This is a genomic window from Nocardioides allogilvus, assembly GCF_003047285.1.
GTDB classification, from domain to species: domain Bacteria; phylum Actinomycetota; class Actinomycetes; order Propionibacteriales; family Nocardioidaceae; genus Nocardioides; species Nocardioides allogilvus.
Window position 1 is genome coordinate 52,997 of the sequence record NZ_PZYX01000010.1, and the last position, 26,527, is coordinate 79,523.

The window sequence follows — 26,527 nt, forward strand, 5'->3', positions numbered from 1 at the left end:
AGGCCGCGGCGTCACGGCCACAGATCCGTGAAGTCGTCGACCCGGTCCTCGACCCAGTCCTTGCCGTCGTTGTAGGTGTCCTTGGCCTCCTGGACGGTGGTGTCGAACTCCTTCTCCACCTGGTGGACGACCTCGTCCTTGGCCCAGTCGAGGGCCATGTCGTTGGCGTCCTGCGTGCGACCGCCGGTCAGGTCCGGCTCGTCGCCCTGCACGATGTCGGTGATGTTCGACAAGCTCTGCGAATGGGGGTCGAAGTAGGACGTGTGGTTCTCGATGCCCTTGTTGAGGCTGTCGGCGTGGAACTCCTCTCCGGGATCGACCGGGAAGACGTTGGCTCCGAAGTCGGCCTGCGTCGGATCCTTGCCCATCCCCAGGTCGCCATCGCGGCCCAGCCAGGAGACGAAGTCGTTGTCGGCAGCACCGGCGTAGACCTTGCCCTGCGGCATGCCGAGGTCGCTCGCGCTGTTGACGCTGTCCCCGCCGGCGCCGGGACTTCCGATGAGGGTCAGCGCGTCGGCATCCAGGCCGTGGTCGTGTGCGGCGTGGGCGGCCGTGGTCGAGCCGTAGCTGTGGCCGATCACGGTCAGGTTGGAGTCCGACGACTCCGGCCGCTGGTCGCTGGCACGCAGGCCGTCGACGAAGTCGGCCAGCAGCGCGCCGCCGGCCTCTGCCTTGCCCTCGTTGATCACGCTGCCCATGTCGAGGCCGTCGCCCGGCCAGTCCAGGGCGTTCTCGGGGTTCCAGCTCGGGGCGTCGTAGCCCATCCACGCGATCGTCGCGGCGGACTCGCCATTGGCGATCGCCTCCTTGTAGAGCGTGTAGGCGTCCTTGCCCTGGCCGGCGATGTTGCTGCCGTCATTCGTGATCCCGGGCACGATGACGGCCGTGTTGTCCGCGGTGTCGGGATCGCCGTAGCTGACGGCGACCGCGCCGTCGCCACCGAAGGCGCCGGGCTGGTAGACGAGGAGGTTGACGTCGACCGCGTCGGGGATCCCGTCCCTGTTCGCGTCCGGCAGGCCTTCCGCCGCCGGCACGTCGAGGGACTCCTGGGCCGCCTTCGCCCGGTCGAGCAGCTTCTGCTCCTCCTTGCTCAGGTCCTCCCCGGCGTCCTGCTTGGCCTGGAGGTCGTCGAGGTCGCGCTCCAGCGAGGTGCGGTTGGCGTCGTCGCGATCACCGGTCGGGATGCCGTTGGTGTTGCCGATCAGGTCGGGGTCGGCGATCTTGAGCGCTTCGCGTTCGGCCGGCGTCAGCTCGTTCCACCAGTCGTTGATCGCCTCGGGGTCGCCGCCCAGCCTCGTCAGCTCGGCCCGCAATGCAGCGATGTCGGTGGTGTCGCGATCGGCGGCATCCTGCCCCTCGGTCACGCTGTCGACCGCCTGGAAGGCGGTGATCAGTGTGTCCTCGGCCGACTCCACGTCGTCCCAGAGCTTCGTGATGTCGTCGACGAGCCGGTCGACCTTGCCCTGCAACGTCTCGGCCTGGCCCTGCAGGCTCGCGATGTCGTCGGCGGTGGACTGCTCGATCTTCGTGGTCAGCGCGTCGATCTCGCCGTTCAGGGTGTTGCGTCGACCGACGAGCTCGACGCGCGTGGCCGTGAGCTCGACGATCCGGGTGACGTACGTGTCGCAGGCGACGGCCACCCGGGTGAAGGCTGCCCGGACGCCATCGGTCTGGGTCGCCATCCGCGTCATGGCGTGATCGGCGGCCTCGGAGGCGTCACCCGTCCAGTCGGCGGGTGCGCCGTGGGCGGTCATCCACTCCGACACGTCGGACATCGAGGTGGCGGTCGAGCGCAGCGAGCTGGTGACGGTCGTGGCGGCCGAGGTCGCCTCGAGCTCGTCGATGGCCGCGACGTGGGCGGGCACCATGATCACGGTCATGACGGGCCAGCCGTCGGAGAGGCGTTGCGGTCGGTCCACGCCATGAGCTGCTGGCTGCGCGCAATGGTGTCCTCGTCTGCCTGGCGGACCAGCATGGCCGCCTCGCGAAGCGCATCGCCGTGATCGGTGGCCTTCGTCTGCAGCGACTTGATCCCCGACAGCCACGTGTCGATGAAGCCTTGGGCTGCGGTCGCGACCCGAGGGCCGAGCAGGCTGGCGTCGATGTCGGCCAAGGACGTGCGCGAGCCACGGATGGTCTCGCCGGTGTCCTCCCAGGCCTGGGCCGACGTGTTCAGGGCGGCGAGATAGACGTAGAGGCTCATGCGTCGACTCGCAGGTCGTCGTAGAGGTCCGCCGGGATGTAGAGCGGCTCGCTGGTGATGTTGATCGAGACGGCGTCACCGACCGCGCTGGCGATCAGCTCGAAGGGACCGGCGACGCCCCTCAGTCGTGGACTGCCGTCGGCCGCGGGCCTCGGCTCCCAGCCGAGTCGCACCAGCAGGTTGCCCAGGGACCTCAGGATCGGGAGAGCCCCGTCGCCCAGGTCGGTGTAGCTCGCTGCGGTTACCCATCGGCGTACCTCCGGATGGCTCTGGCTCCACCAGTAGTCCACCCGCGTCGCCGGCTCGTGCCCGACGTCGCGGCTCAGGGTGGCGAGGACGGTGTCGGCGTGCTGCTGGAGGGCACGGCACTGCGCGGGGGTCGCGCTCGGCCGGTCGAGGATCGGCTCGACCGGGGGGAGCAGCACGATGTTCACATCGGGGTGCCGCTCGCGCAGCGTCCGCATCATCGGATCAGCGGCGACGAGGTCTTCGGGGTCCATGCCAGACAGAGTGCTCCCCAACGGTGTCGGTGAAACCTGTTCGGCGAAAGCCTGTGGACGGGAACTGCACCCAGCGGGCCCCCTAGAGTGGCGCCGTGGACTTCTACTCGGCCTACGCCCAGGGCTTCGTGCGCGTCGCCGCGATCACGTTGCCGGTGGCGATCGGCGATCCCGCCACCAATGCCGCGCGCATCATCGAGCAGGCCAGGGCTGCCGCGGACGAGCACGTCGCGGTCGCGGTCTTCCCGGAGCTCGCGCTGAGCGGCTACTCGATCGACGACCTCTTCCTCCAGGACCCCCTGCTCGACGCGGTGCGTGCGGCACTCGACGAGATCGTGGAGGCGACCGCCGACCTGCTCTCACTCCTGGTCGTCGGGGCGCCGCTCGTCAAGGGCAACCGGGTCTACAACTGTGCCGTCGTGATCCACCGCGGGGAGATCCTCGGCATCGCGCCGAAGGCCTACCTGCCCAACTACCGCGAGTTTTACGAGCGCCGCTGGTTCGCCCCCGGCGACGACCAGCACGGGCAGTTCCTGACCCTGGCCGGCGAGGAGATCCCGTTCGGGCCCGACCTCATCTTCTCGGCCGCCGACGTGGACGGGCTCCTGCTGCACGCGGAGGTCTGCGAGGACATGTGGGTGCCGATCCCGCCGAGCGCGGAGGCCGCGCTGAACGGCGCGACCGTGCTCGTCAACCTCAGCGGCAGCCCGATCACCGTCGCCCGCGCGGAGGACCGTCGCCTGCTCGTGCGCAGTGCGAGCGCACGGTGCAACGCGGCGTACCTCTATGCGGCCGCAGGCCAGGGGGAGTCGACCACCGACCTGAGCTGGGACGGGCAGACGCTCATCTACGAGTGCGGTGACCTGCTCGCCGAGGGCGAACGCTTCGCCGAGGGCGCCGTGCGCACGGTCGTCGACGTCGACCTCGACCGGCTGCGCCAGGAGCGCCTGCGGATGGGCAGCTTCGACGACAACCGGCGCGGTGCGGGCGGCGAGGACGAGTTCCGCGTCATCGAGTTCGCGCTCGACCCGCCCGAGGGCGACATCGGCCTGCGCCGCAAGGTCGACCGTTTCCCGTTCGTGCCCGACGACGCCGAGCGGCTCGCGCTCGACTGCTACGAGGCCTACAACATCCAGGTGTCCGGCCTGGAGCGCCGCCTGGAGGCGATCGGCACGCCGAAGGCGATCATCGGCGTCAGCGGTGGTCTCGACTCGACGCACGCCCTGATCGTGGCGGCCAAGGCCATGGACCGGCTCGGTCGACCGAGGACCGACATCCACGCCTTCACGATGCCCGGCTTCGCGACCGGCGAGAAGACGAAGAGCTATGCCACGCGACTCAGCGAGGCGCTCGGCGTGACCTTCGAGACGCTCGACATCAGGCCCGCCGCCGAGCAGATGCTCAAGGACCTCGACCACCCCTACGCCGACGGCCAGAAGGTCTACGACGTCACCTTCGAGAACGTCCAGGCAGGGCTGCGCTACGACTACCTCTTCCGGCTGGCCAACCACCGCAGCGGAATCGTCGTCGGCACCGGCGACCTGTCCGAGCTCGCGCTCGGCTGGTGCACGTACGGCGTCGGCGACCAGATGTCGCACTACACGGTCAACGCTGGGGTGCCGAAGACGCTGGTCCAGCACCTCATCCGGTGGGTGGTCAGCAACGGCGAGTTCGGCGAGGAGACCAACGAGGTCCTCACCGAGATCCTCGAGCAGGAGATCACCCCCGAGCTGATCCCGATCGAGGAGGGCAAGAAGCCGCAGGCGACCGAGGACTCGGTCGGTCCCTACAACCTCCAGGACTTCTCGCTCTTCCACGTGGTCCGCCGCGGCTACCGCCCGCGCAAGATCGCGTTCCTGGCTTGGCACGCGTGGCGCGACGTCAGCGTGGGGGAGTGGCCGCCCGGCTTCCCCGAGAAGGCCCACGTGGCCTACGACCTGGCCGAGGTCCGCGCCTGGCTCGAGGTCTTCCTCAAGCGCTTCTTCGCCAACCAGTTCAAGCGCAGCGCCCTGCCCAACGGCCCCAAGGTCAGCGCCGGCGGGACGATGAGCCCGCGCGGCGACTGGCGGATGCCGAGCGACGCGACCGCGACAGCGTGGCTGGCCGACCTCGCCGCCGTACCGACGCAATCCCGCGACAACTAACCCGCCGAACCACGCGTCGTACCTGACGACTACCCCTGCAACTGGAAAGGTTTGCCAGTGCTCCGTCTCCCGGTCCGCCCCCTGACCGGCGCGCTTATCAGCGCCCTGGTGATCGCGACGACCTCCCTGCTCGGCAGCGCGCCCGTCAACGCCCTCCCCGCGGGCGACGAGTCGGCTGCCGCGCGCGTCGCGGCCACCTCCATCGAGTTCGACACCGACCTGACCCTCGAGATCGCCAGGTGCGAGGACTGTGTGGTCACGTTGTTCTCCTACGACGGGGTCAACCCCATCGACTCCTACGGTCCCGCCACGGTCACGGACGGCTCGGTGACGATCACGTTGCCCTCGGCGCGCACTGCCGGCATGAGCGTGCGCATCCAGCCCCCGTGGGTCACGGCCGTCGCCACGGACACCAACGTCGCGTGGCGCTACAACGGCACCGAGATCGGCGACCGCATCGGCTTCCGGAAGGCACGCACCAAGCGCCGTGCCAGCGGTTGCTGGGCCGGCACCGTCAACGAGGCCGTCACCCTCACCGTCAAGGTGCGCAAGGTCCCCTACCGGGGTCGCCCCGGGGCGATCGCGTGGGCGCCGGTGACCGAGAGCTATGTGCCGCCGATGGAGACCACTCGTCGCGGTGTGCTGGTCAGCGACGACGTCCTGTCCTGCAACATCCGCCGCTGACGGGCGCGACCGGCTCCCGCGCAGACGCCCCGACGCGCCGGCACGACCGTGCGACATGATGTGTCCATGGGCAAGCAGGAAGACTTCGTACTCCGCGCACTCGAAGAGCGCGACGTCCGCTTCGTGCGGTTGTGGTTCACCGACGTCCTGGGCTTCTTGAAGTCCGTGGCGGTGGCCCCGGCCGAGCTCGAGGGAGCCTTCGACGAGGGCATCGGCTTCGACGGCTCCGCGATCGAGGGCTTCGCCCGGGTCTACGAGTCCGACATGCTGGCCAAGCCCGACCCCGCGACGTTCCAGATCCTCCCGTGGCGCGGTGAGGGCCCCGCCACGGCCCGGATGTTCTGCGACATCGTGATGCCTGACGGCAGTCCGTCGTACGCCGATCCGCGCCACGTCCTCAAGCGCACCCTGTCCGCCGCGGCGGACAAGGGGTTCACGTTCTACACGCACCCCGAGATCGAGTTCTACCTCTTCAAGGACCACCCGGTGGCCGGCGAGGAGCCGCGTCCGGTCGACCGCAGCGGCTACTTCGACCACACCGCGCAGTCGATGGGCTCCGACTTCCGCCGCGAGGCCATCTCGATGCTCGAGGCGATGGGCATCTCCGTGGAGTTCAGCCACCACGAGGGCGGCCCGGGCCAGAACGAGATCGACCTGCGCTACGCCGACGCGCTCTCCACGGCCGACAACATCATGACGTTCCGCACGGTCGTGCGCGAGGTCGCGCTCAGCCAGGGCATCTGGGCCTCCTTCATGCCCAAGCCCTTCACCACCCACCCCGGCTCGGGCATGCACACGCACGTCTCGCTCTTCGAGGGCGACCGCAACGCCTTCTACGAGGCCGGCGCCGAATACCAGCTCTCCACCACTGGTCGTCAGTTCATCGCCGGCGTCCTGCGCCACGCCAGCGAGATCACCTGCGTCACCAACCAGTGGGTCAACTCCTACAAGCGGCTGATCGGCGGCGGCGAGGCCCCCTCCTACGTCTCGTGGGGCCACAACAACCGCAGCGCGATGGTCCGGGTCCCGATGTACAAGCCCAACAAGGGCCAGTCGACCCGCATCGAGCTGCGCACCATCGACGCCGCCTGCAACCCCTACCTCGCGTTCGCCGTCGTCCTGGCCGCCGGGATGAAGGGCATCGAGGAGGAGCTCACGCTGCCGCGCGAGGCCGAGGACGACGTCTGGTCGCTCACCGAGCGCGAGCGCACGGCCCTGGGCATCCAGCCGCTGCCGAAGAGCCTCTCGGAGGCCATCAGCATCGCCGAGGACTCCGAGCTGCTGGCCGAGACCCTGGGCGAGCACGTCTACGACTTCTTCCTGCGCAACAAGCGGGCGGAGTGGGACGAGTACCGCGGCCAGGTCTCCGCCTACGAGCGTGACCGGATGCTCCCGGTCATCTGAGGTGACCCCCACCGCCGGCTCCCTCGTCCGGCTCGGCTTCCTCGACGGTGCCGCCGCTCGCGCGGGCATCGAGCAGCTCGGGGCGGCCGGCCCGCAGCTGATGAGCCCGCTGGCGGCCTCGGCCGATCCGGATGCGGCGATCGAGGCACTGCTGCGGCTCGCCGATGCGGTCGAGGACCGCGAGGCGATGCTGGCCGAGCTCGCCGACGACGAGGGTACGGCGATGCGCCTGTGCTCGGTCCTGGGCGCGAGCGAGGCCCTCGCCGCCCACCTGGCGCGACACCCGGAGCAGTGGCGCGAGCTGAGCGACCCGACCCTCGGCACCACCCGGTCCCCGGCCTTCGCGATGCGGGCCGCGCTGCTCGAGTGCGTCGGCGCCGATCCGCTCGCCGAGCGGCCCGTCGCCACGGTGCCCGACGCGGAGGCGGTCGACGCGTTGCGGGTGCACTACCGGCGGATCCTCCTGCGCCTGGTCGCCCGCGACCTGGCCCACGACCTCGCCATCGACGACGCGGCCGCCGAGATCGCCGACCTCGCGGCCGGCACCCTCGAGGCGGCGCTGGCCGTCGCCCGCGCCCGCGTCGGCGAGACGGCGGCAGCCGCGACCCTGGCCGTGATCGCGATGGGCAAGTGCGGCGGCCACGAGCTCAACTACGTCTCCGACGTCGACGTGATCTTCGTCTTCGAGCCGACGGAGGGAGCCGACGAGGGGGTGGCCCTGCGCGCGGCCACGCAGCTGGCCTCGAACCTCATCCAGGTCTGCTCGGACCACACGGGCGAGGGGACGATCTGGCCGGTCGACGCCAACCTGCGGCCCGAGGGGTCGGCCGGGCCGCTGGTGCGCACGCTCGCCAGCCACCGCGGCTACTACGAGAAGTGGGCGAAGACCTGGGAGTTCCAGGCGCTGCTCAAGGCCAGGCCGGTGGCCGGCGACCTCGAGCTGGGGCGCAGCTACGTCGAGATGATCGAGCCGATGGTGTGGAGCGCGGCCGAGCGGGACGGGTTCGTGCACGACGTGCAGGCGATGCGTCGCCGCGTGCTCGAGCACATCCCCGCCCACGAGGCCGGACGGCAGCTGAAGCTCGGGTCGGGCGGCCTGCGCGACGTCGAGTTCGCCGTACAGCTCCTGCAGCTCGTGCACGGGCGCGCGGACGCCTCGGTGCGCTCCGCGACGACCCTGAGCGCGCTCGCCGAGCTGACGCGGGGCGGGTATGTCGGTCGCGAGGACGGCGAGGCGCTGCACGACGCCTATGCCTTCCTGCGCACGCTCGAGCACCGCATCCAGCTGCACCGGCTGCGGCGCACGCACGTCCTGCCCGAGGACGAGGCGTCGCTGCGCCGGCTGGGGCGGTCGCTGGGGCTCTACTCCGAGCCGATCGCCGAGCTCGACAAGCAGTGGAAGTACCACCGCCGCGAGGTGCGGCGCCTGCACGAGAAGATCTTCTACCGCCCGCTGCTCGCTGCCGTCGCCAAGCTCGCCGGCACCGACGCCCGGCTGTCGCTGGACGCCGCGGAGGCGCGGCTCTCGGCGCTCGGCTACGACGACCCCAAGGGCGCGTTGCGGCATCTCGAGGCGCTGACCGCCGGGGTGTCGCGCACCTCCGACATCCAGCGCACCCTGCTGCCGGTGATGCTGTCGTGGTTCGGCGACTCGCCCGATCCGGACGCCGGGCTCTTCGGCTTCCGTCGGCTCAGCGAGAGCCTGGGTCGCTCGTCGTGGTACCTCAAGATGCTGCGCGACGAGGGCCAGGTCGCCGAGCGGCTCGCCTTCCTGCTCGGCACCTCCCGCTATGCGACCGACCTGCTCGAGCGCGAGCCGCAGGGCGTGCGGATGCTGGGCAACGACCTCACCCCGCTGTCGGCCGAGGCGCTCACCACCGAGATGCGGTCCGTCGCGTCCCGCCAGGGCGACCCCGAGGAGGCGGTGCGGGCGATCCGGGCCGTACGCCGCCGCGAGCTCCTGCGCATCGCCTGCGGCGACCTCGTGGGCGAGACCGACGTGGCGCTGGTCGGCGCGGGCCTGTCGCGGCTCACGGACGCCACCTTGGAGGCGACGCTGGCGGTGGCGATGGACTCGGTGCGCGTGACGCGCGGGCTCGACACCGCGCCCAGCCGGATCGCGATCATCGCGATGGGGAGGTACGGCGGGTTCGAGCTGTCCTACGGCAGTGACGCCGACGTCATGTTCGTGCACGAGCCGACCGACGGTGCGCAGCCACAGGTCGCGGCGGCGTACGCCCAGGCCGTCGTGGGGGAGCTGCGGCGACTGCTGTCGCTGCCCGCCACCGATCCGCCGCTCGTGGTGGACGCCGACCTGAGGCCCGAGGGCAAGCAGGGTCCGATGGTGCGCACGCTGGCCTCCTTCGAGGCCTACTACGCCAAGTGGTCGCACGTGTGGGAGTTCCAGGCGCTGCTGCGCGCCGAGCCTGTCGTCGGCGATCCGGAGCTGCGCGAGCGCTTCACGGCGCTCATCGATCCGCTGCGTTTCCCCGCAGACGGGATCGCGCCGGACGACATCGTCGAGGTGCGGCGGATCAAGGCGCGGGTGGAGGCCGAGCGGCTGCCTCGCGGGGCCGACCCCAACACCCACCTCAAGCTCGGTCGCGGCGGGCTGGCCGACGTCGAGTGGACCGTCCAGCTGCTGCAGATGCGGCACGCGGGTGCGGTGCCGGAGCTGCGCACGACCCAGACGCTCGCGGCGCTCGACGCGGCGGTGGGCGCGGGGCTGATCGAGGCGGAGGACGCCGAGATCCTGACCGAGGCCTGGCGGCTGGTGAGCCGGATGCGCAACGCGGTCACGCTGGTGCGCGGCAAGCCGTCGGACCAGGTGCCGCGCGACGCGACCGAGCGGGCGGCCGTGGCCCAGGTGCTGGGCCACGTCGCGGGCGACTCGGACCGGATGGTCAACGACTACCTCCGCACCACCCGGCGTGCGCACGCGGTGGTGGAGAAGATCTTCTGGCAGGAGTGAAGGGCACAACTTCATTGGAGAATGAATGAAGTGTTACTCTTCTTTCTCGTGAGGTGAAGGCATGACAGCAACCACCGTGATCGGCGACCTGATCGGGTCGCGGGTCTCCGGCGACCGGCGTGCACTGCACGCCCGCTTCGAGCGCGCCCTCGACGAGGTCAACGAGCAGCTGTCCCCGCCCACCCCGATGCGGATCACCGTCGGCGACGAGTACCAAGGCGTGTTCGCCAGCCTCGGCGACGCCCTGACCGCCTCCCTGGCCGTGCGGCTGGCCCTGCTCCCGGAGGGCGACATCCGCCACGGGATCGGCCGCGGCGAGGTCCAGGTGCTCGGCACCTCGCCCCGGGTCGAGGACGGGCCAGGCTGGTGGGCGGCGCGCGCCGCGATCGAGCGGGTGCAGGAGGCCGAGGGCAAGGCCGCGACCCGCACGCTGCGCACGGCCTACGTCGCCGACCTCTCGTCCCAGGGGCCAGGCCCGGGCCCTGCCTCGGACGAGCCGCTCGTCAACGCCAGCCTGCTGCTGCGCGACGAGCTGGTCACCGCGCTGTCGGAGCGGTCGTTGTCGGTGCTGCGTGGTCTGCTGGCCGGACAGACGCAGCGTGACCTGGCCGACGAGCTGGGCATCAGTCCCTCGGCGGTCTCCCAGCGGGTGCGCGCCGACGGGCTGGGGACGATCCTGGCTGCGCACGAGCTGATGGGAGGACTGTCGTGAGCTGGCTCGCTGTGTTGCTGCTGGGTCTGGCGATGGCCGACCTGGCCCACTCGGTGCGGCCGGTGCGGGTCGTCCCGCAGTGCGTGGGTGCCATCGGCGCGGTGCTGGTCGGGCTGGCGGCCGGGCTGACGCAGGCGCGCGACGTCGCGGCCCTGGTGGTCATCGCGGTGGTGGTCGTCGCATGGGGCCAGACCGTGACGAGCGGCTTCGCGGGCCGGCTGCCCGCAGCGGTGCCGCTCGCGGTGCTCGCGGTGTCGGTGCTGCTGGCCATCGGGCTGGGCGGCCTGGCGGGCGAGGCCGACGGGCTGGTGGGCGACTGGCTGCGCTCGACGCCACTGCCCGCGCTGCAGGGCATGGAGGCCGACCGCGCGTTGTTGCTGGCCGGCGCGTTCGCCGTACAGCTCAGCACCGGAAACGTCGTGGTGCGGCTCGTGCTGGCGGCGACCGGCACCGTCAACCCGGCCCGGCACGGCCAGGTCGACGATCCGGAGATGCAGCTCAAGGGTGGCCGGCTGCTCGGGCCGATGGAGCGGGTCTTCATCCTCGGTCTGGCGCTCGCCGGTCAGGTGACAGCCGCCAGCATCGTGGTGGCGGCCAAGGGGCTGCTGCGCTTCCCCGAGCTGTCGTCGAAGCGTGACCAGGAGCGGATCCACCTGCTGACGGAATACTTCCTCGTCGGCAGCTTCGTCTCCTGGCTGGTCGCGCTGAGCTCGCTGGTGCTGCTGCGCCAGTGAAGTGCCGACGAGGCCCCGGAGCGTGTCCGGAGCCTCGTCGAGGATGAGAGCCGATCAGCCGCGCGTCACCTGGACGACGCTCGGGCGGGGGCCGGCGAACTGGCCGGGGCCAGCGGTGCCGGTCGACGGCACGTAGTCGGGGAAGCGCGAGCTCTGCGCCGCCCACGTGCCGTCCTCGCCGGGGTGCTGGACGGCGACGAAGACCGAGCCGTCCTTGTCGTGGATGAGCGGGCCACAGGTCTCGGCGTCGATCGGGACCGCCAGGAACTGCTGCACGCGTCCGCGCTCGGGGCCGGCGACCGGCACCTTGAACAGGCCGTCGTTGAGGCCGATCGAGCCGGGCTGGCCGTCCGTGGAGACCCACAGGTTGCCCACCGAGTCGAAGGCCACGTTGTCGGGACACGAGATCGGCGAGACGGGCCCGGTCCAGCCGCCGAAGTAGGTGCCGGCGGTGGCGGCGTCGCCGCAGATGAGGATGAGGTTCCAGGCGAACGTCGACGCCGTGTGGTCGCCGCCGGTCGGCTGCATCTCCACCACGTGGCCGTTCTTGTTGGCGTTGCGCGGGTTGGGCTCGGTCGCGCCCTCCTTGCCGACCTTGCCGCGGTCGGTGTTGTTGGTGCACGCGACGTAGATGAAGCCGTTGACGTAGTTGGGCTCGACGTCCTCGGGGCGGTCCATCTTGGTGGGCTGCACAACGTCCGCGGCGAGGCGGGTGAAGACCAGCACCTGCTCGGTGGTGAAGCCGGGGACGACGGACTGGCCGTCGACCGTCAGCGGGAGCCACTCGCCGGTGCCGTCGCTGACGCCGTCCTCGAGGCCGTCGCCGATGAAGCGGGCCACGGACAGGTCGCCGTGGGAGAGCAGCGTGAGGTTGTGCTTGCGGTCACTGGCCCTGCCGCCCGGGCGGAAGGTGTCGCGGGAGACGAAGCGGTAGACGTAGTCGAAGCGCTCGTCGTCGCCCATGTAGGCCACGACCTTGCCGTCACCGTTGACGATGACGTTGGCGCCCTCGTGCTTGAAGCGGCCCATCGCGGTGTGCTTGACGGGGGTGGACTTCGGGTCCTCCGGGTCGACCTCGACGATCCAGCCGAAGCGGTGGGGCTCGTTGGGGTTGGCGACCGCATCGAAGCGGGTGTCCAGCCCACGCCAGTTGCGCGAGTCGCCGGTGGCCGACAGCCCGTAGCGCTTCTCCTGGGCGCTGGTGCCCGCGGCGCGGAAGTACTGGTTGAAGTTCTCCTCGCCGGACAGGACGGTGCCCCACGGGGTGGTGCCGCCGGCGCAGTTGTTCAGGGTGCCCAGCACGCGGGTGCCCGACGGGTCGGCGGCGGTCTTGAGCAGGTCCGAGCCGGCGGCCGGCCCGTCGACGGTGAACGCGGTGTCGAGGGTGATCCGGCGGTTGCGAGCGCCGTTGGGGACGTAGGTCCAGGTCGAGCCGGCTGACCTGCGGCGCAGCTCGACGACGCTGAGGCCGTGGGCCGCCCAGGCGGTGCGGATCAGCTCGTCGGAGTCCATGTCCGGCGGGAACATGATGTTCTCGTTGGTGTACTCGTGGTTGGCGACCAGCAGCGCGCGGGTGCCCTTGCGGTCGGTCACGATGACGTCGACGTAGTCGCAGTTGTAGCCGAACTGCAGGGCCTGGGCCGCCGCGGTCTGGTTGGCGGCGTCGAAGACCGGTGCGCCGTCGAAGATCGGGTCACCCCAGCGGATGATCGGGTCCCAGCGGTAGCCCGCGGGCACAGTGACGGTGTCGATGTTGTTCGGCACCGGTGCGATCGGCGTGAACTCGAGGGCGCCCGCCGCCGGCGTGACGGCCTGGCCGGTGGAGATCGGGCTGCGGAACACCGCGGCAGCCGGCTGGCTGCTCAGCGCGACGCCGGCGGTGGTGACGGCGGCGGCACCGAGGACGCTGCGGCGCGAGAGGGCGGTGGCCGCGACGTCGCGGAAGTAGGAGGTCTTCGTGGTGTTCGGGACCTCCTGGAAGCACGCGTCGCCGCACCTGAGGTGACAGGTCACGGGGCTGCGGTTGCTGTGGACGAGATCTGCCATCGGGAGGGCACGACGCTGAGGAGTGAGGGTCATGGGGCGACCCAACCGGCACCGACCGACGCGCAGGTGACGTCGACGTGAACACCGGTTGCGATTCAGATGGGCGGCTGGCGCATGGGAGGATCGACCCGTGCCCGGCCATCCCGACCCGCTGCTGTGGTGGCGCGCCGGACTGGTGTCGGCGATGGCCTTCCTGCTCGGCGCCGTCGGTCACGTCAGCACCGGCGGGCTGCTGCCGTCGTGGTTCGCGCTCGCCGCGATGCTCGGTGTCGGTACGGCGACCAGTGCCGTCGTCCTCGCCCGGCCCGCCTCGGCGCGCCGCATCGTGGCGCTCGTGGTCCTGGGCCAGACGGCCTGCCACGGGCTGTTCAGCCTCACGGCCGGCCACGGTGGCGACGCCGCGCCGGCGGCCGTGGCTGTGTCACCCCGCACCCTGCCCCTGCGCGACGGGGCGCGCGTGGGGTCGTTGCAGGACCACTACGAGGCGACGGTTGCCACCACCTCGGCGGGGTCCGCGCTGACCCTGCCCGACCCGGTCGCCCTGCTCGACCACCTGCCGATGTTCCTGGCGCACACGGCGGTCGCCGTGCTCGTCGGGCTGTGGCTCGCCGCGGGTGAGCGGGCGCTCTGGTCACTGCTGGCGCTCGTGTTCGCCGCCGTGGTCTCGCTCCTCGTGGTCCCGCCAACAGTGCCGCTGGCCGTGCTGCGCCCGGCCCCGCTGCGACGTCGTCCGGCGACCCCGCCGCCACTCGCGCGTGTCGCGCGCACCGTCGTACGCCGCGGTCCACCGGCTCTCCTCGCCGCCTGACCTTCCCTTCCCGCGCGAGCGCGGGCGCCTGCGTCCTTCCTCGGCCGCAGGGCGCCCGCGCGTCCTCGCGCATCTCGTCACGTCGAGGAGAGACATGACCACCGACCTGCATCCTGCGCGCCTGCGCACCCGCACCTCCGCCTCCGGCACGGGCCTGTTCCGCGCCTTCTGGCGCTGGCACTTCTACGCCGCCTTCCTGGTGGCACCGGTGCTGCTGGTCCTGGCCGGCACCGGCCTGATCTACCTGTTCCGCTTCCAGCTCGAACCGCTCCTGCACGCCGACCTCATGGAGGTGTCGGCGCCGTCGGCCGACTCGATCCGGCAGCCCTACGCCAACCAGCTCGCCGCGGTGGAGCGGTCCTTCCCCGACGCCACCGTCCTCTCGATGACCGAACCGCGGTCGGAGGAGCGCAGCACCGTCTTCTCGCTCGCCCTGCCCGACGAGTCGACACGCGACGTGTTCGTCAGTCCGTACGGCGCCGACGTGCTCGGCTCGCTCGACCCCGACACCACGCTGTCCGGGCGTGCCGTGCGGCTGCACAGTGAGCTGATGGCCGGCGTGTGGGGCGAGCGGGTGATCGAGCTCGCGGCCTGCTGGGCGATCGTCATGGCGATCACCGGCTACTACCTGTTCTTCAAGGGCAGGCGCGCCCGGGCGCGCAGGCCGCGGTCGCTGCGCTCACGGCATGCGCGGATCGGGCTGGCGGGCGGCATCGGGCTGCTGTTCCTGCTCGTCTCGGGGCTGCCCTGGACGGGGTTCTGGGGCGAGCAGGCCCAGCGCCTCGCCACGGGGCAGGGGAGCTCGCTGTGGAGCCTGGACCACGGTGCCGTCTCCGATCCGGCCTCGACGCTGGACGAGTCACTGCCGCACAGCCACGCGAGCGACGTCCCGTGGGCGCAGGGCGCGTCGCCGGTGCCGCGCTCGTCACGGCCCTCGGGCGAGCCAGGCGAGAGGTCGATCGCCAACGTCGACACCGCTGTCGCCGTCGCGGCCGAGGCCGGGCTGCGGCACCCGATGACCGTCGCGCTGCCCGTCGCCGGCGACGGGGTGTTCTCGGTGATCGGCTTCGCCTTCGACGCTCCGAGCGACGAGCGGACGGTGCACGTCGACCAGTACGGCGGTGGGGTCGTGTCGACGTACGGCTTCGAGGACTATCCGACCCTGGCGAAGGTCGTGGCCCAGGGGATCGGGTTGCACGAGGGGCGCTCGTTGGGCGCCTGGTCGATGGCCGGCTCGACGCTGCTGTGCCTGCTGGTGATCGCGTCGTGCGTGACCGGCCCGCTGATGTGGTGGCAGCGCCGACCGTCGGGCTCGCTCGCTGCGCCGCGGGGGCGGCTGCCGCTGCGCGGGAGCCCGGCGTTGCTGGCGGGGCTGGTCGCCCTGGGCGTCCTGCTGCCGTTCTTCGGGCTGTCCGTGCTGGTGGTGCTGCTGCTCGACCTGCTCGTCGTCCGCCGGGTGCCGTGGCTCGCCGCGCGCCTCAACGCGTCCTGAGCCGAGCCTGCCGAAATGCAACGGACGGCGTGACCCCGCGAGGGGGTCACGCCGTCCGGCGCGTGGTGCGTGGGTCAGCCCTTGTTGACGGCCGACTTGAAAGCGGCGCCGGCCTTGAAGGCGGGGGCGGTGCTCGCGGCGATCTCGAGGGTCTCGCCGGTCTGCGGGTTGCGGCCCGTGCGGGCGTTGCGCTGACGCGCCTCGAACGTGCCGAAGCCGGGCAGCGTGACCTTGTCGCCACCGGCGACGGCGCTGGTGATCGACGACAGGACGGCCTCGATGGCCTTGTCGGCCTGGGCGTTGGTCAGCTCGGCGTGCTGCGCGACGGCGTCGCGGAGGTCGGACTTGTTCACTGGTTCTCCTCAACAGTTCGTGGTTGTTACAGCCGCTACCCAACACCACGGGACCGACAATGCCCAAGGCGGCCCCGGCGTGTTGCGGGGGACTAGACCAGCGTCAACCCGACCACGAGCATCACTGCGAGGACCACGAGGAGCACGATCACGAACGTGCTGACCATCGCGGGGCGTCCGTCGTGCTCGGGGTCGAGGTGTCCTGGACCGTGGTCGTGCATGCCACCGCGCTCGTCACGGGGAGCGTCTCCGGGGACCGGGCGATCATCGTCGGGGTACATGCCGGTCCCGTACCCAGACGGTGCCGGCTCCATGCCCCCGGCTTTCACTCGTCGCCGGGCGAGCTCGTTGCAGGCCCCAGAGGGGTCGCGCCTCCTTCGGCGGTCCACTCGCTGTTGCCGGCGTCGAGCGCCGGGTCGGACTCGGTGTCGTCCTGCGTGGCCGGCTCGCCTGCCTCGCGGTCCTCGTCCGCGCGCGCGTCGGCGGCGGTCTCGTCCTGTGGTCGCTCGTGCTGCGTCATGTCAGCTCCAATCCCGGACTCGGGTGTCGACACCCGGGGGAGTACCCATCGAGCACCCGGCCATGCGGCGCCATGGTCTAGATTCCGCACCGTGAGTGCTCAGGCCCCTTCTGCTGTCATCTTGATCCGCGCCGAACGGTTCACCCCCAACCCCGCGACCGCTGCCGACAACGCCTTCCAGGCCGAGCCCCCACCGGGGCAGTCGGACCTCGACACCTCCGTCAAGGCGCTGGCCGAGATGGATGCGCTCGCCGACGCCCTGCGTGACGCGGGCGTGCGGGTGCACGTGTTCGCCGACGAGGACCACACCCGCCCCGACAGCGTCTTCCCCAACAACTGGCTCTCCACGCACGCGGGCGGCTCGGTCGCGGTCTACCCGATGTATGCCTCCAACCGCCGTCACGAGCGCCGACACGACGTGCTGGAGATGCTCAAGTCGAGCTATCGGGTGCAGTCGATCATCGACTACTCCGGCCTCGAGCCCGACGGCATCTTCCTCGAGGGCACCGGCGCGATGGTGCTCGACCACGTCTCGCGGGTGGCCTACACCGCCCGCAGCCACCGGGCCGACTCTGCGGTGCTGGAGCGCTTCTGCACCGACTTCAACTACGAGCCGATGGCCTTTGACGCGGTCGACGCCCACGGCGTGCCGGTCTACCACACCAACGTCATCGCCTGCGTCGGCACGGACGTCGCGCTGATCGCCCTGGAGATGATCCCCGACGAGGTCCGGCGTGAACAGGTCCGCGAGCGGCTCTCCGTCAACGGCCGCACCGTCGTCGAGATCACCGAGGAGCAGGTCCGCGAGTTCGCCGGCAACGCCGTCGAGCTCTGTGGTCGTACGGCGGAGGGCCGGCGCCGCTACATCATGGCGATGTCCGCCCGGGCGCGCCGCAGCCTGCGGCCCGACCAGGTGGCGGCGATTGAGGAGTCCTGCGAGATCGTCGCGGTCGACATCCCGACGATCGAGCTGGCCGGTGGGTCCGTGCGCTGCATGATCGCCGGCGTCCACCTCGATCGCCGTCCGGGCGTCGAGCCCGAGCTGACCGAGGCCGTCGAGGCGATCAACGAGGACGCCCCGGCGACCGCCGACGGGCGCGACGTCGTCCTGGCTGACGCCTGAGTCAGCGGCGACCGCTCGACCGCGACAACGTGGCGTAGGCGAAGTCGACGAGGTAGTCGTTCAGCGCGTGGGACGCGGCCTCGGCCCCGTCGACGTCGCCGGACACGATCGACACCAGCAGCGTCGAGTGCAGCGTGGCGCCGGCCTTGATCTCGGCGTCCTCCGCGACGACGTGGGTGAACCAGAACCGGCGCGAGAGACCCTGCAGGGGAGCCATGGCGTCGGCGAGGTAGTCGTTGTGGGACCCGGCTGCGATCAGCTCGTGGGTGCCGCGGACGGTCTCGGCGTACTCACGCAGCGTGAAGGTGCCGTGGTCGAGCCGGCCCGCCATGACCTCCATCGCGGCGCGCTCGTCGGCCGTGGCGCGCTCGCACGCCAGCCGCACGGCCAGCGCCTCGAGGACGCGGCGCAGCTCGAGCATCCGGAGCTGGGCCTCGACCGAGGTGGGCGGGATCAGCACGCCCTTGTTGGGGTGGATCTCCACCATGCGGTTGCGCGACAGCTGCTGGAGGGCCTCGCGCACGGGCGTGCGACCGAGGCCGGTGCGCTCCATCAGGAGTGCCTCGGACACCAGTGAGCCCGGCTCGAGCTCCTGGAAGACGATCATCCGCTCGAGGTCGTGATAGGCCTGTGCTGCCTTGCCCGGCGTGGTCATCGAGCCCCCTCTCTTCGTGCTGATCCTAGGCGTCGCGCCGGTCCGGGGGACCGGCGGTGCCGACGGTCTCCAGAAAAGTTTTCCCGCCGAACCCTTGATATGTAACCAATATATTGGTTGTATACGGGAAGTCCACCCCCGAGACCTGGGTCACATGTCGCGAGTCGGCATCGCCCTCCGAGCGAAAGGGATGTCATGAGCAAGACATCCGTCATCGAGCAGCGTTCGATCGACTTCATCCCCGCCGAGGAGCGGCACGGCAGCGCACGCAGCCTGCTGTTCGTCTGGTTCGCGGCCAACACCTCGATCACCGCGGTGGTCACCGGCGCCCTGTTCGTCATCCTGGGCAACTCCGCGCTGTGGTCGATCCCGGCGATCGTGATCGGCAACATCGCGGGCGGCTTCTTCACGTCCCTGCACTCCGCGCAGGGCCCGCGGCTGGGCGTCCCGCAGATGATCCAGAGCCGCGCGCAGTTCGGCTACTTCGGCGCGATCCTGCCGCTGGTGCTGGCCCTGATGATCTTCCTCGGCTTCTACGCCACTGGCCTGGTGCTCGGCGGGCAGGCGATCGCGGACCTCCTGCACGTCTCGCAGCAGGTCGGCTCGGTCGTCTTCGCACTGATGTCGACGACGCTGGCGATCTTCGGCTACCGCCACATCCACCGCTTCTCGCACTTCGCAGCGGTGCTCAGCGGCCTGGTCTTCCTCGGGCTGTTCTTCAAGATCCTCGGCGACCCCGCGCTGGGCGACGTGCTGGACAACGGCGCCTTCGCGCTCGCTCCCTTCATCCTGGGCATCTCGCTGGCCGCGTCGTGGCAGCTGACGTTCGGTCCCTACATCGCCGACTACTCGCGCTACCTGCCCGCGGACACGCCCAAGTCGGCCACCATCGGCTGGACGTTCCTCGGCAGCGTCGTCGGTGCGTCGCTCGCGATGACGCTCGGCGCCTTCGTCGCCGCCCTCGGCGGAGACGCGTTCCTCGCCAACCAGGTGGGTTATCTCGCTGACTTCGGCGGGGTCCTCGGACCCGTGGTCCTGCTCGCCGTCATCGCCGGCAAGCTGACGGGCAACACCTTGAGCTCGTACGGCGGCTACATGTCGGTCGCCACCATCGTGACCAGCCTGACGCGCCAGTCCCGGATCGAGCCGCGCCACCGCGCGATCTACGTCGGCGTGATCTCGGCCGTCGCCCTGGCCATCGCGCTGGCCGCGACCGACAACTTCCTCGGCTCCTTCACCGACTTCCTGCTCTTCCTCCTCTACTTCATGACCCCGTGGTCGGCGGTCAACCTCGTCGACTACTACTGGGTGCGACGCGAGAAGTACGACGTCGCCGCGCTCTTCGACGCGGACGGCATCTACGGGAAGTTCAACAAGGGTGCTTTCGTCGCCTACGCCACTGGCGTGCTGATCCAGATCCCCTTCATGCACAGCCCGCTCTACACAGGTCCGATCTCCAACTGGCTCGGTGGCGCCGAGGTCGCCTGGGTCATCGGCCTGGTCGTCTCCGGCGGCCTCTACTACCTGTTCGCCACCCGGTCGCACACGACCATGCGCGACCAGCGCCGCATCCACGCCCACCGCTGATCGCCCAGACCCAGGACTCGAGGACCAGCCATGAAGTACGACCCCGCCTCCGAGAAGAGCCCGCTGCCCTTCTCCCCGTTCAAGAGCTGCACGGTGCCCCGCCCGATCGGTTGGCTCTCGAGCGTCAGCCCGGACGGCGTCGAGAACCTGGCGCCGTACAGCCAGTGGCAGAACCTCACCTTCGACCCGCCGATGGTGATGTTCTCCGCCAACCAGTATCCCGACGGGCGCCGCAAGGACACCGTGCTCAACGCCGAGCAGTCGGGCTGGTTCGTCTGGAACATGGCGACCTGGGACCTGCGCGAGGCCGTCAACATCAGTGCGATGGCCTTGCCTCCGGAGGAGAGCGAGTTCGACCGCGCCGGCGTGACCAAGCGCTATGCCGACCTCGCGCCGGTGCCGATGGTGGCGGAGAGCCCTGTGCACTTCGAGTGCCGCTATCTCTCCACGCACCGCATGGTCGGCGACTCCAACGTCGGGACCATCGACATCGTCTTCGCCAAGGTCGAGCGCATCCACATCGACGAGAGCGTCATCACGCCGGAGGGCAAGCTCGACATCCCGAAGATCCGCCCGATCGCGCGGATGGGCTACTACGACTACGCCGTGGTGAGCGACACCTTCGAGATGCGCATCCCCGGCGCATCCGAGGACGAGGCGCTCGGGTTGGCCGGCCAGGCCGGCTGACGCACCACGATCCACCCGCTGTGCCCCACCTGTTCCCCCGCAGGACAGCGGGTCAGGCCCGGCCGTCCCTCCCCGGACGGCCGGGCCGCCTTCTTTGGCCGATCACCCGTGCGGGGGTGGACGTCGGCGGACGGGTGGTGGAGTCTCGGGTCGGAGGGAGTTGTTGCTGTGCGCGCCCTGGGAGAGGCATTCACGACACGACCGGTGCTCGCTCTCGCCCTCGCGGCGAGGGCGGCGCTGGCGGCGGTGCTGGCGTGGGTGATCGTCGCGCCCTTCGACGGCGTCGCCGACCAGTACGCCTATTACGCACCGTTCGGGGCAGTGGTCGTCGTGTCGACGACGGTGATGGGCTCGCTGCGCACGTCCGCGGAGGTCTTCCTGGCCCTGACCGTCGGCGCGTCCCTCGGCCTGGTCGTCCAGGCGCTGTCGCTCCCGAGCCCACTGGCGGTGGGCCTCGTCGTCGGCATCGGCACCCTGCTGTCCCCGCTGCGCTGGCTGGGCGCCATGGGGTCCTGGGCGCCGATCTCGGCCCTGTTCGTGCTGATCCTCGGCGCAGGCCAGCCGGAGAACTTCGTGGCCGGCTACCTCGGGCTGACGTCGCTGGGGGCCATGGTCGGCACGGCCGTCAACCTGCTCATGCCGCCGCTGCACTTCGTGGCCACCGAGCGCGCGCAGGAGTCCCTGCGGGAGGCGCTGGTCACCCAGCTGGACGTGCTCGCCGAGAGGCTTGACGAGCAGTCGCCGGCGGACGACGCCACGGTGCTCGAGACGCCGGAACGGCTCCGACGCCGCGGTCTCGCCGTCGAGGACCTGGCGGCGCAGGCCCTCGGTGGACCGCGGGTCAACTGGCGGCTGCTGCGCCGGCAGGAGCGCGCGAACCGGGTCCAGGAGCGCGGCAGCGCCCTCGCGGCGCTCGCCCTGGCTGTCGGCGGGATCGTCGACACCCTCGACCGGCAGGCCGGACCCCACGAGGTGCGTGCGCCCTGGCGCTCACCGCTGGGGGAGCCAACTGCCCGGGCGCTGCGGGCGACCGCGGAGGTGCTGCGTGCCGTCGACCAGCCGGAGGGCAGGCAGCGCTACGACGAGGCGCGCGACCTCGTCGACGCGCTGGCGAGGGCCGTGCCCGCCGTACCGGCCGCAGAGCTGGAGGACCGGTTCACGGCGGGCTCGCTGGTCCTGGGCCTGCGTCGCACCCTGGACGCCGTCGAGCCCACCGCCGGCTGAGCCGGCCTCAGCGACCGGCGGCGAGCATCTCGTCGCGCGTGGGGACCTTGACCCGGATCCGGCCCGCGGGCTCGCCGAGCGAGATCTCGTGCTGGTCGAGCTTGACCCAGTTCGTGTGGTCGAACACCTCGACGCCGCGCTCGGCGAAGTAGGTGTCGACAGCCTCGGGGGAGCGCTGCGGAGCGGTCTCGGTCGTGGTCGCGAGCAGGTGGGCCACCGTCTGGGCGGCGTCGCTCTTGGTGTGGCCGATGAGGCCGACCGGGCCACGCTTGATCCAGCCGGTCACGAAGGTGCCGGGGATCGGGTTGCCGTCGAGGTCGAGGACCTTGCCCTCGTCGTTGGGGATCACGGCGTTGCGCTGGTCCCACGGGAGGCCGGGCAGTGCCTCGCTGCGGTAGCCGATGGCGCGGTAGACCTGCTGCACCTCCCAGTCGGTGAACTCGCCGGTGCCCTCGACGTTGCCGTCCTCGAGGGGCGAGTGCGTGCGCTCGGTGCGGAAGGCGGTGACCTTGCCGTCCACGCCGAGGATCTCGGTCGGCGCCTCGCAGAAGTGCAGGTGGATGCGGTGGGGCTTGCCGACCTCGTCGCGTCCGACCCAGTTGGCGAGTGTGTCGAGCACCATCTTCTGGGCCTTGTGCTTGCCGATGTGCTCCATGGCGTGGGCGTCGACGTCGAAGCCCTCGGGGTGGACGATCACCTCGACGTTGGGCGAGTGGTTGAGCTCGCGGAGCTCGAGCGGCGAGAACTTCGCGTAGGCGGGGCCACGCCGGGCGAAGACGTGCACGTCGGTGATCTTCTTGGCAGCGAGACCCTGGTAGACCTGCGCCGGGATGTCGGTCACCAGCATCTCGTCCGCGGTCTTGGCCAGCACCCGGGCCACGTCGAGGGCCACGTTGCCGACACCGACGACGGCGACCGAAGTGGCGTCCTCGAAGTCCCACGTCGGGGCGTCGTCGGGGTGGGCGTCATACCAGGAGACGAAGTCGGCGGCACCGAGCGACAGCTCCTCGCCGGCGATGCCGAGGTCGCGGTCGGCCTTCGCGCCGGTCGAGAAGATGACGGCGTCGTAGTACGCGTGGAGATCCTCGAGCTTGACGTCCGAGCCGAAGTCGATGTTGCCGAGGAAACGGATCTCGTCCTTGGCCAGGACCCGGTCCAGCGCCTTGATGATCTCCTTGATTCGCGGGTGGTCGGGAGCGACGCCGTAGCGGACCAGGCCGAAGGGCGCGGGCAGCCGCTCGAGGATGTCGACCGAGACGTCGACGTCGGACTTGGTGAGGATGTCCGCGGCGTAGATGCCGGCCGGGCCGCCGCCGACGATGGCTACACGAAGAGTCATGGTGGGAATTCTCGCTGATGCCCGAGCGGTCACAGAACGAAGTTGTGGTTGTGAGACCACAAGAGTGACTTGTGGCACGGTACTCTCGCGATCGTGCTGGGACCCCATGTGCCGGAGCTGCGTGCTCTGGAGCTGCTCGTGGAGGTCGCACGCTCCGGCAGCCTGAGCTCGGCCGCCGAGCTCCTGGGCATCACCCAGCAGGCCGCGTCGTCGCGGATCCGCACCATGGAGTCCCTCGTGGGCGCGTCCCTGCTGGTCCGGACCCGCCGTGGCTCGGCCCTCACTCCGACCGGCGACCTCGTGGTCCAGTGGGCCGGCCGGGTGCTGGAGGAGGCGGCCCAGCTCGACGCCGGGATCGCGGCGCTCCGCTCGGACCGGCGCGGCCACCTGCGCATCGCGGCCAGCCTGACGATCGCCGAGCACCTCCTGCCGGGCTGGCTGGTCGCCGTACGCGCCGATCAGGTGCGCGCGGGTCACGAGCCCACCGACTTCACGATGACCGCGACCAACAGCGAGCGGGTCGTCGCGCTCGTGACGGCCGGCGAGGTCGACCTCGGGTTCGTCGAGGGCCCGGACGCCCCGTCCGGGCTGCACCACCGGCTGGTGGGGCGCGACGAGCTGGTGGTCGTCGTCGCGAAGGACCACGAGTGGGCCCGGCGAGCACGGCGCCGGGTCGCGGCCAGCACGCTGGCGGCGACGCCGCTGGTCGTGCGCGAGGCCGGCTCCGGCACCCGCACCGTGCTCGAGCGGGCGCTCGCAGGGCTCCCGGTCGCAGCACCGGTCCTCGAGCTGTCGAGCACGGCGGCCGTCCGCGCCGCCGTGGCCGCCGGCGCCGGACCGGCGGTGCTCGGGGCGCACGCGGTGCGCGACGACCTGGCGACCGGTCGGCTCGTCGCGATCACTGTGGCCGGTCTCGACCTGACCCGGAGGCTGAACGCCGTGTGGCGCGACAGCGCCCAGCCCCCGGCCGGCCCGGCACGCGAGCTCGTCGCGAGGGCCGTGCGGTCCCACCAGGGCCGCTGACCCGGCCCGTGCGGCAGGGCCGTCGGTGGCTTCTGGGATGCTGACGCCCGATCAGGGCACGAGCTGGAGCAGCGACACCGGGAGGACGGTCGAGATGAGCGAGATCGCCGGCGAGCTGGCGCGGGTGCGCTCTGCCTTCGCGCAGCCGACCCTCACGCTGCTCCACCAGCGCCAGGCACCCGTCGTCATCACCATCTTCCGCGCCGCGTTCGGCCGCAACAACAAGCCGATCGCGACGGCCCGGCTGCACACCCAGGTCGAGGAGCACCTCGCCCAGATCCGGCTGGCGGGGGAGACCGAGGTCCCCAACGGCACCGGGCGCGAGATCTGCCACCGATGGATGCGCGGGCAGTGGCTGGTCCGCTCGCTCGACGAGTCCGGCCGCGAGGTCTACTCGCTCACCTCCCACGCGCAGCAGGCGCTCGAGCTGGTGAAGAACCTCGCGCGCGATCGCGCCACCCTCAGCGAGCACCGCATCGCCACCATCCTCGGCACCATCCGCCGGTTCAACGCCGAGGCCAATCCCGACCGCACCGCCCGCGTCACCATCCTCAACACCGAGATCGCGCGGCTGCAGGCCGAGCGCGACCGGCTGGTCGAGGGCGCCGAGATCGTGAGTGCGACCGAGGACTTCATGCTCGAGGGGTTCACCGAGCTGCTCTCGCTGATCTCCGCGCTGCCGAGCGACTTCGCCCGCGTGGAGGAGCGCTTCGCCACCATCCGGGCCGAGATCTTGGCCGCGTTCCGCGCCGAGGACCGACCGGCCGGTGAGGTGATCGACGACTACCTCGCCCGGGCCGACGCCCTGATGACGGCGACCCACGAGGGACGCGCCTTCGAGGGCGCCTTCGCGCTGCTGCGCGACGACGCCCTGGTGACCCAGCTGCGGGAGGACCTCACCGCCCTGCTGGAGCACCCGCTCTCCGACGCCATCCTGGGCGAGGCCGACCGCGCGGAGCTCCGCGGGACGGTGCGGCTGGTGCGCGACGGCCTGGACCGCGTCCTCGCCCAGCGCTCCCGGGTCACCGCGACCCTGAAGGAATACATCGTCTCCCACGACGACGTCCGCGACCGGGAGCTGGAGCAGACCCTGCGCCAGGTGGAGTCCGAGCTGATGACGTGGATGGCGACGACCGGGCCGCGCGCGACCCACGACGTGCCGTTGCTGCCCGCCCGCACCACCGTCGACCACCTCCGCGAGCGTTTCCACGACCCGGCCGACGACGTGCTGCCCGACCGGATCACCGTCGCCGACCCCGACGCGGCGCCGGCCGTCTCGCTCGCGTCGCTGATGGCCCAGGGCGGGCCGCGGCTGACGTCGCTGCGCGAGCGCCTCGAGCAGGTGCTGGGCGACCTGCTGCCGGTGGCGACGCTCGGCGAGCTCTTCGAGGGCCTCGAGCCGTCGATGCGTCGCCCGGTCGAGATCTTCGGGCTGCTGCACCTCGCGGCCGACCGCGGCTGGGAGGCCGAGGAGGCCCTCGAGTCCTACTCCGCGGTCCGTCACGACGGCTCGCGCCGCACCTTCGCACTGCCCCGCATGCCCCTGCCCGACCCCGACCTCGGGCACGACAACCAGCAGGAGACCCCAGCATGAGCGAGCACAGCGACATCGAGGCACCCGACGGCGAGGACTTCGACCTCGACCTCGACGACGCGTCCGTGTCCCTGTGGGAGGGCGACGAGGGTGGCCTCGAGCACGCCCAGCGACTCGCCCTGGTCACGCTGCTCAAGCAGCGCTTCATCAGCGCCCGCACCCACCCGCGCGACTGGCGGGTGTTGGTCGAGCACGAGCGGGTACTGCGCTCGCGGCTCAACGACCTCTTCCTCGACCTCCAGATCGACCGCGGCCGCGAGGTCGCCTGGAAGCGGCAGGCGGTCTCCGAGACCGGCAGCCGCTTCCCGACCTTGTTGTACGACGCCGCGTGGTCGCGCGAGGAGACGCTGGTGCTCGTCCACCTGCGCGACCGGCTGCGCGCCGGCCAGGCCGGCGGTGACGCACGGGTCTTCATCGACCGGGAGGACATCGTTGAATACGTCGCGAGCTTCCGCCCGCCCCACGCCACCGACGAGGCGGGCGACGAGAAGCGCGCCCGCAACGCCGTGCTCAGCGTGGCGAAGGCCGGGCTGCTGATCGCGACCGCCAGCGAGGAGCGCTTCGAGATCTGCGAGGCCGTCGAGCCGCTGCTCCCGCTCGAGCTGCTCCAGGAGCTGCTCGAGGCCCTCCAGCGTGCCAACGGGGTCCCGCTCGAGCCGGAGGACGACAGCCTGTTCGACGACGACGAGCCCGAGCTCCACGACCACACCGAGGGGGAGTGACG

General features: G+C 71.1%; 24 protein-coding genes. 15 read left to right on the forward strand and 9 right to left on the reverse strand.

Annotated elements, in window-relative coordinates; genetic code table 11:
• Positions 1 to 11: 11 nt before the first annotated feature.
• The 3 genes from C9J87_RS14580 to C9J87_RS14590 are packed head-to-tail and all read right to left on the reverse strand — an operon-like array spanning position 12 to position 2,703.
• On the reverse strand, positions 12 to 1,919 hold the full coding sequence (locus C9J87_RS14580) for an alpha/beta hydrolase (RefSeq protein WP_107705880.1): 1,908 nt from the start codon (positions 1,917 to 1,919) through the stop codon (positions 12 to 14).
• Positions 1,877 to 2,203 (reverse strand): hypothetical protein, encoded by a 327-nt coding sequence (locus C9J87_RS14585; RefSeq protein ID WP_107705881.1) that lies wholly within the window; start codon positions 2,201 to 2,203, stop codon positions 1,877 to 1,879. Before C9J87_RS14585 ends, C9J87_RS14580 begins: the two co-directional genes overlap by 43 nt.
• A complete protein-coding gene (locus C9J87_RS14590; RefSeq protein ID WP_107705882.1) occupies positions 2,200 to 2,703 on the reverse strand; it encodes a hypothetical protein in 504 nt (167 codons plus the stop codon). Before C9J87_RS14590 ends, C9J87_RS14585 begins: the two co-directional genes overlap by 4 nt.
• A gap of 95 nt (positions 2,704 to 2,798) precedes the next feature.
• Here C9J87_RS14590 and C9J87_RS14595 point away from each other — a divergent pair, with 95 nt between their 5' ends.
• The 6 genes from C9J87_RS14595 to C9J87_RS14620 all read left to right on the forward strand — a co-directional run bounded on the left by C9J87_RS14595 (position 2,799) and on the right by C9J87_RS14620 (position 11,352).
• Entirely contained in the window at positions 2,799 to 4,847 is a 2,049-nt protein-coding gene (locus tag C9J87_RS14595; protein ID WP_010832592.1) for an NAD(+) synthase, read from the forward strand.
• A gap of 57 nt (positions 4,848 to 4,904) precedes the next feature.
• Positions 4,905 to 5,531, forward strand: coding sequence for a hypothetical protein (locus C9J87_RS14600; RefSeq protein ID WP_036490502.1), 627 nt, complete (start codon positions 4,905 to 4,907; stop codon positions 5,529 to 5,531).
• A gap of 66 nt (positions 5,532 to 5,597) precedes the next feature.
• Positions 5,598 to 6,935 carry a type I glutamate--ammonia ligase gene (glnA, locus tag C9J87_RS14605; protein ID WP_010832594.1) on the forward strand — a complete coding sequence of 446 codons (1,338 nt, stop codon included), beginning with the start codon at positions 5,598 to 5,600 and terminating at the stop codon, positions 6,933 to 6,935.
• A 1-nt stretch (position 6,936) separates the two neighbouring features.
• On the forward strand, positions 6,937 to 9,906 hold the full coding sequence (locus tag C9J87_RS14610) for a bifunctional [glutamine synthetase] adenylyltransferase/[glutamine synthetase]-adenylyl-L-tyrosine phosphorylase (protein WP_198652372.1): 2,970 nt from the start codon (positions 6,937 to 6,939) through the stop codon (positions 9,904 to 9,906).
• 61 nt (positions 9,907 to 9,967) lie between these two features.
• Positions 9,968 to 10,618, forward strand: a complete 651-nt coding sequence (locus C9J87_RS14615; protein ID WP_010832597.1) for a SatD family protein — start codon at positions 9,968 to 9,970, stop codon at positions 10,616 to 10,618.
• Positions 10,615 to 11,352 (forward strand): hypothetical protein, encoded by a 738-nt coding sequence (locus C9J87_RS14620; RefSeq protein WP_036490508.1) that lies wholly within the window; start codon positions 10,615 to 10,617, stop codon positions 11,350 to 11,352. Before C9J87_RS14615 ends, C9J87_RS14620 begins: the two co-directional genes overlap by 4 nt.
• 54 nt (positions 11,353 to 11,406) lie before the next feature.
• On the opposite strand, the gene C9J87_RS14625 is transcribed toward C9J87_RS14620, so the two are convergent.
• Positions 11,407 to 13,431 carry a PhoX family protein gene (locus tag C9J87_RS14625; protein WP_036490510.1) on the reverse strand — a complete coding sequence of 675 codons (2,025 nt, stop codon included), beginning with the start codon at positions 13,429 to 13,431 and terminating at the stop codon, positions 11,407 to 11,409.
• 97 nt (positions 13,432 to 13,528) lie between these two features.
• Here C9J87_RS14625 and C9J87_RS14630 point away from each other — a divergent pair, with 97 nt between their 5' ends.
• Together C9J87_RS14630 and C9J87_RS14635 are read left to right on the forward strand one after the other, a co-directional pair.
• A complete protein-coding gene (locus C9J87_RS14630) occupies positions 13,529 to 14,206 on the forward strand; it encodes a hypothetical protein (protein ID WP_107705884.1) in 678 nt (225 codons plus the stop codon).
• 94 nt (positions 14,207 to 14,300) lie between these two features.
• Entirely contained in the window at positions 14,301 to 15,698 is a 1,398-nt protein-coding gene (locus C9J87_RS14635; protein ID WP_107705885.1) for a PepSY-associated TM helix domain-containing protein, read from the forward strand.
• A gap of 74 nt (positions 15,699 to 15,772) precedes the next feature.
• Here C9J87_RS14635 and C9J87_RS14640 read toward each other — a convergent pair whose 3' ends face one another.
• From C9J87_RS14640 to C9J87_RS14650, 3 genes are all read right to left on the reverse strand, one after another.
• A complete protein-coding gene (locus tag C9J87_RS14640) occupies positions 15,773 to 16,051 on the reverse strand; it encodes an HU family DNA-binding protein (RefSeq protein WP_010832601.1) in 279 nt (92 codons plus the stop codon).
• A 92-nt stretch (positions 16,052 to 16,143) separates the two neighbouring features.
• The gene (locus C9J87_RS14645; RefSeq protein WP_107705886.1) at positions 16,144 to 16,332 is read right to left on the reverse strand and encodes a hypothetical protein; all 189 of its coding nucleotides are present in this window, start codon (positions 16,330 to 16,332) and stop codon (positions 16,144 to 16,146) included.
• Between the two features lie 44 nt (positions 16,333 to 16,376).
• A complete protein-coding gene (locus C9J87_RS14650; protein ID WP_107705887.1) occupies positions 16,377 to 16,571 on the reverse strand; it encodes a hypothetical protein in 195 nt (64 codons plus the stop codon).
• Between the two features lie 91 nt (positions 16,572 to 16,662).
• Here C9J87_RS14650 and ctlX point away from each other — a divergent pair, with 91 nt between their 5' ends.
• Positions 16,663 to 17,694 (forward strand): citrulline utilization hydrolase CtlX, encoded by a 1,032-nt coding sequence (ctlX, locus tag C9J87_RS14655; protein ID WP_107705888.1) that lies wholly within the window; start codon positions 16,663 to 16,665, stop codon positions 17,692 to 17,694.
• Between the two features lies 1 nt (position 17,695).
• On the opposite strand, the gene C9J87_RS14660 is transcribed toward ctlX, so the two are convergent.
• Positions 17,696 to 18,349, reverse strand: coding sequence for a GntR family transcriptional regulator (locus tag C9J87_RS14660; protein ID WP_107705889.1), 654 nt, complete (start codon positions 18,347 to 18,349; stop codon positions 17,696 to 17,698).
• Between the two features lie 195 nt (positions 18,350 to 18,544).
• On the opposite strand from C9J87_RS14660, the gene C9J87_RS14665 reads away from it, so the two are divergent.
• From C9J87_RS14665 to C9J87_RS14675, 3 genes are all read left to right on the forward strand, one after another.
• Positions 18,545 to 19,936, forward strand: coding sequence for a purine-cytosine permease family protein (locus tag C9J87_RS14665; protein WP_107705890.1), 1,392 nt, complete (start codon positions 18,545 to 18,547; stop codon positions 19,934 to 19,936).
• 30 nt (positions 19,937 to 19,966) lie between these two features.
• Positions 19,967 to 20,623, forward strand: coding sequence for a flavin reductase family protein (locus tag C9J87_RS14670; protein WP_107705891.1), 657 nt, complete (start codon positions 19,967 to 19,969; stop codon positions 20,621 to 20,623).
• Positions 20,624 to 20,791: 168 nt separating this feature from the next.
• Entirely contained in the window at positions 20,792 to 21,847 is a 1,056-nt protein-coding gene (locus C9J87_RS14675) for an FUSC family protein (RefSeq protein WP_157953215.1), read from the forward strand.
• Between the two features lie 7 nt (positions 21,848 to 21,854).
• Here C9J87_RS14675 and C9J87_RS14680 read toward each other — a convergent pair whose 3' ends face one another.
• Positions 21,855 to 23,186, reverse strand: a complete 1,332-nt coding sequence (locus C9J87_RS14680) for an FAD-dependent oxidoreductase (protein WP_107705893.1) — start codon at positions 23,184 to 23,186, stop codon at positions 21,855 to 21,857.
• Positions 23,187 to 23,279: 93 nt separating this feature from the next.
• On the opposite strand from C9J87_RS14680, the gene C9J87_RS14685 reads away from it, so the two are divergent.
• Genes C9J87_RS14685 through C9J87_RS14695 form a run of 3 tightly spaced genes read left to right on the forward strand, consistent with a single transcriptional unit; the run spans position 23,280 to position 26,525 of the window.
• Positions 23,280 to 24,209: a LysR family transcriptional regulator gene (locus tag C9J87_RS14685; protein WP_198652374.1), complete on the forward strand. Its 930-nt coding sequence runs from the start codon at positions 23,280 to 23,282 to the stop codon at positions 24,207 to 24,209.
• 37 nt (positions 24,210 to 24,246) lie between these two features.
• A complete protein-coding gene (locus tag C9J87_RS14690; protein ID WP_232820066.1) occupies positions 24,247 to 25,803 on the forward strand; it encodes a DUF3375 domain-containing protein in 1,557 nt (518 codons plus the stop codon).
• A complete protein-coding gene (locus C9J87_RS14695; protein WP_107705894.1) occupies positions 25,800 to 26,525 on the forward strand; it encodes a DUF4194 domain-containing protein in 726 nt (241 codons plus the stop codon). The genes C9J87_RS14690 and C9J87_RS14695 overlap by 4 nt, the downstream gene beginning before the upstream one ends.
• The last annotated feature ends 2 nt before the right edge of the window (positions 26,526 to 26,527 follow it).

Bases quoted from the DNA above. Each gene is read 5' to 3' on its own strand.
- C9J87_RS14660 (WP_107705889.1), bottom strand. From the start codon at position 18,349: ATGACCACGCCGGGCAAGGCAGCACAGGCCTATCACGACCTCGAGCGG.
- C9J87_RS14590 (WP_107705882.1), bottom strand. From the start codon at position 2,703: ATGGACCCCGAAGACCTCGTCGCCGCTGATCCGATGATGCGGACGCTG.
- C9J87_RS14635 (WP_107705885.1), top strand. From the start codon at position 14,301: ATGACCACCGACCTGCATCCTGCGCGCCTGCGCACCCGCACCTCCGCC.
- C9J87_RS14585 (WP_107705881.1), bottom strand. From the start codon at position 2,203: ATGAGCCTCTACGTCTATCTCGCCGCCCTGAACACGTCGGCCCAGGCC.
- C9J87_RS14665 (WP_107705890.1), top strand. From the start codon at position 18,545: ATGAGCAAGACATCCGTCATCGAGCAGCGTTCGATCGACTTCATCCCC.
- C9J87_RS14695 (WP_107705894.1), top strand. From the start codon at position 25,800: ATGAGCGAGCACAGCGACATCGAGGCACCCGACGGCGAGGACTTCGAC.
- C9J87_RS14615 (WP_010832597.1), top strand. From the start codon at position 9,968: ATGACAGCAACCACCGTGATCGGCGACCTGATCGGGTCGCGGGTCTCC.
- C9J87_RS14680 (WP_107705893.1), bottom strand. From the start codon at position 23,186: ATGACTCTTCGTGTAGCCATCGTCGGCGGCGGCCCGGCCGGCATCTAC.
- C9J87_RS14645 (WP_107705886.1), bottom strand. From the start codon at position 16,332: ATGTACCCCGACGATGATCGCCCGGTCCCCGGAGACGCTCCCCGTGAC.
- C9J87_RS14690 (WP_232820066.1), top strand. From the start codon at position 24,247: ATGCTGACGCCCGATCAGGGCACGAGCTGGAGCAGCGACACCGGGAGG.
- C9J87_RS14625 (WP_036490510.1), bottom strand. From the start codon at position 13,431: ATGACCCTCACTCCTCAGCGTCGTGCCCTCCCGATGGCAGATCTCGTC.
- glnA (WP_010832594.1), top strand. From the start codon at position 5,598: ATGGGCAAGCAGGAAGACTTCGTACTCCGCGCACTCGAAGAGCGCGAC.
- C9J87_RS14650 (WP_107705887.1), bottom strand. From the start codon at position 16,571: ATGACGCAGCACGAGCGACCACAGGACGAGACCGCCGCCGACGCGCGC.
- C9J87_RS14670 (WP_107705891.1), top strand. From the start codon at position 19,967: ATGAAGTACGACCCCGCCTCCGAGAAGAGCCCGCTGCCCTTCTCCCCG.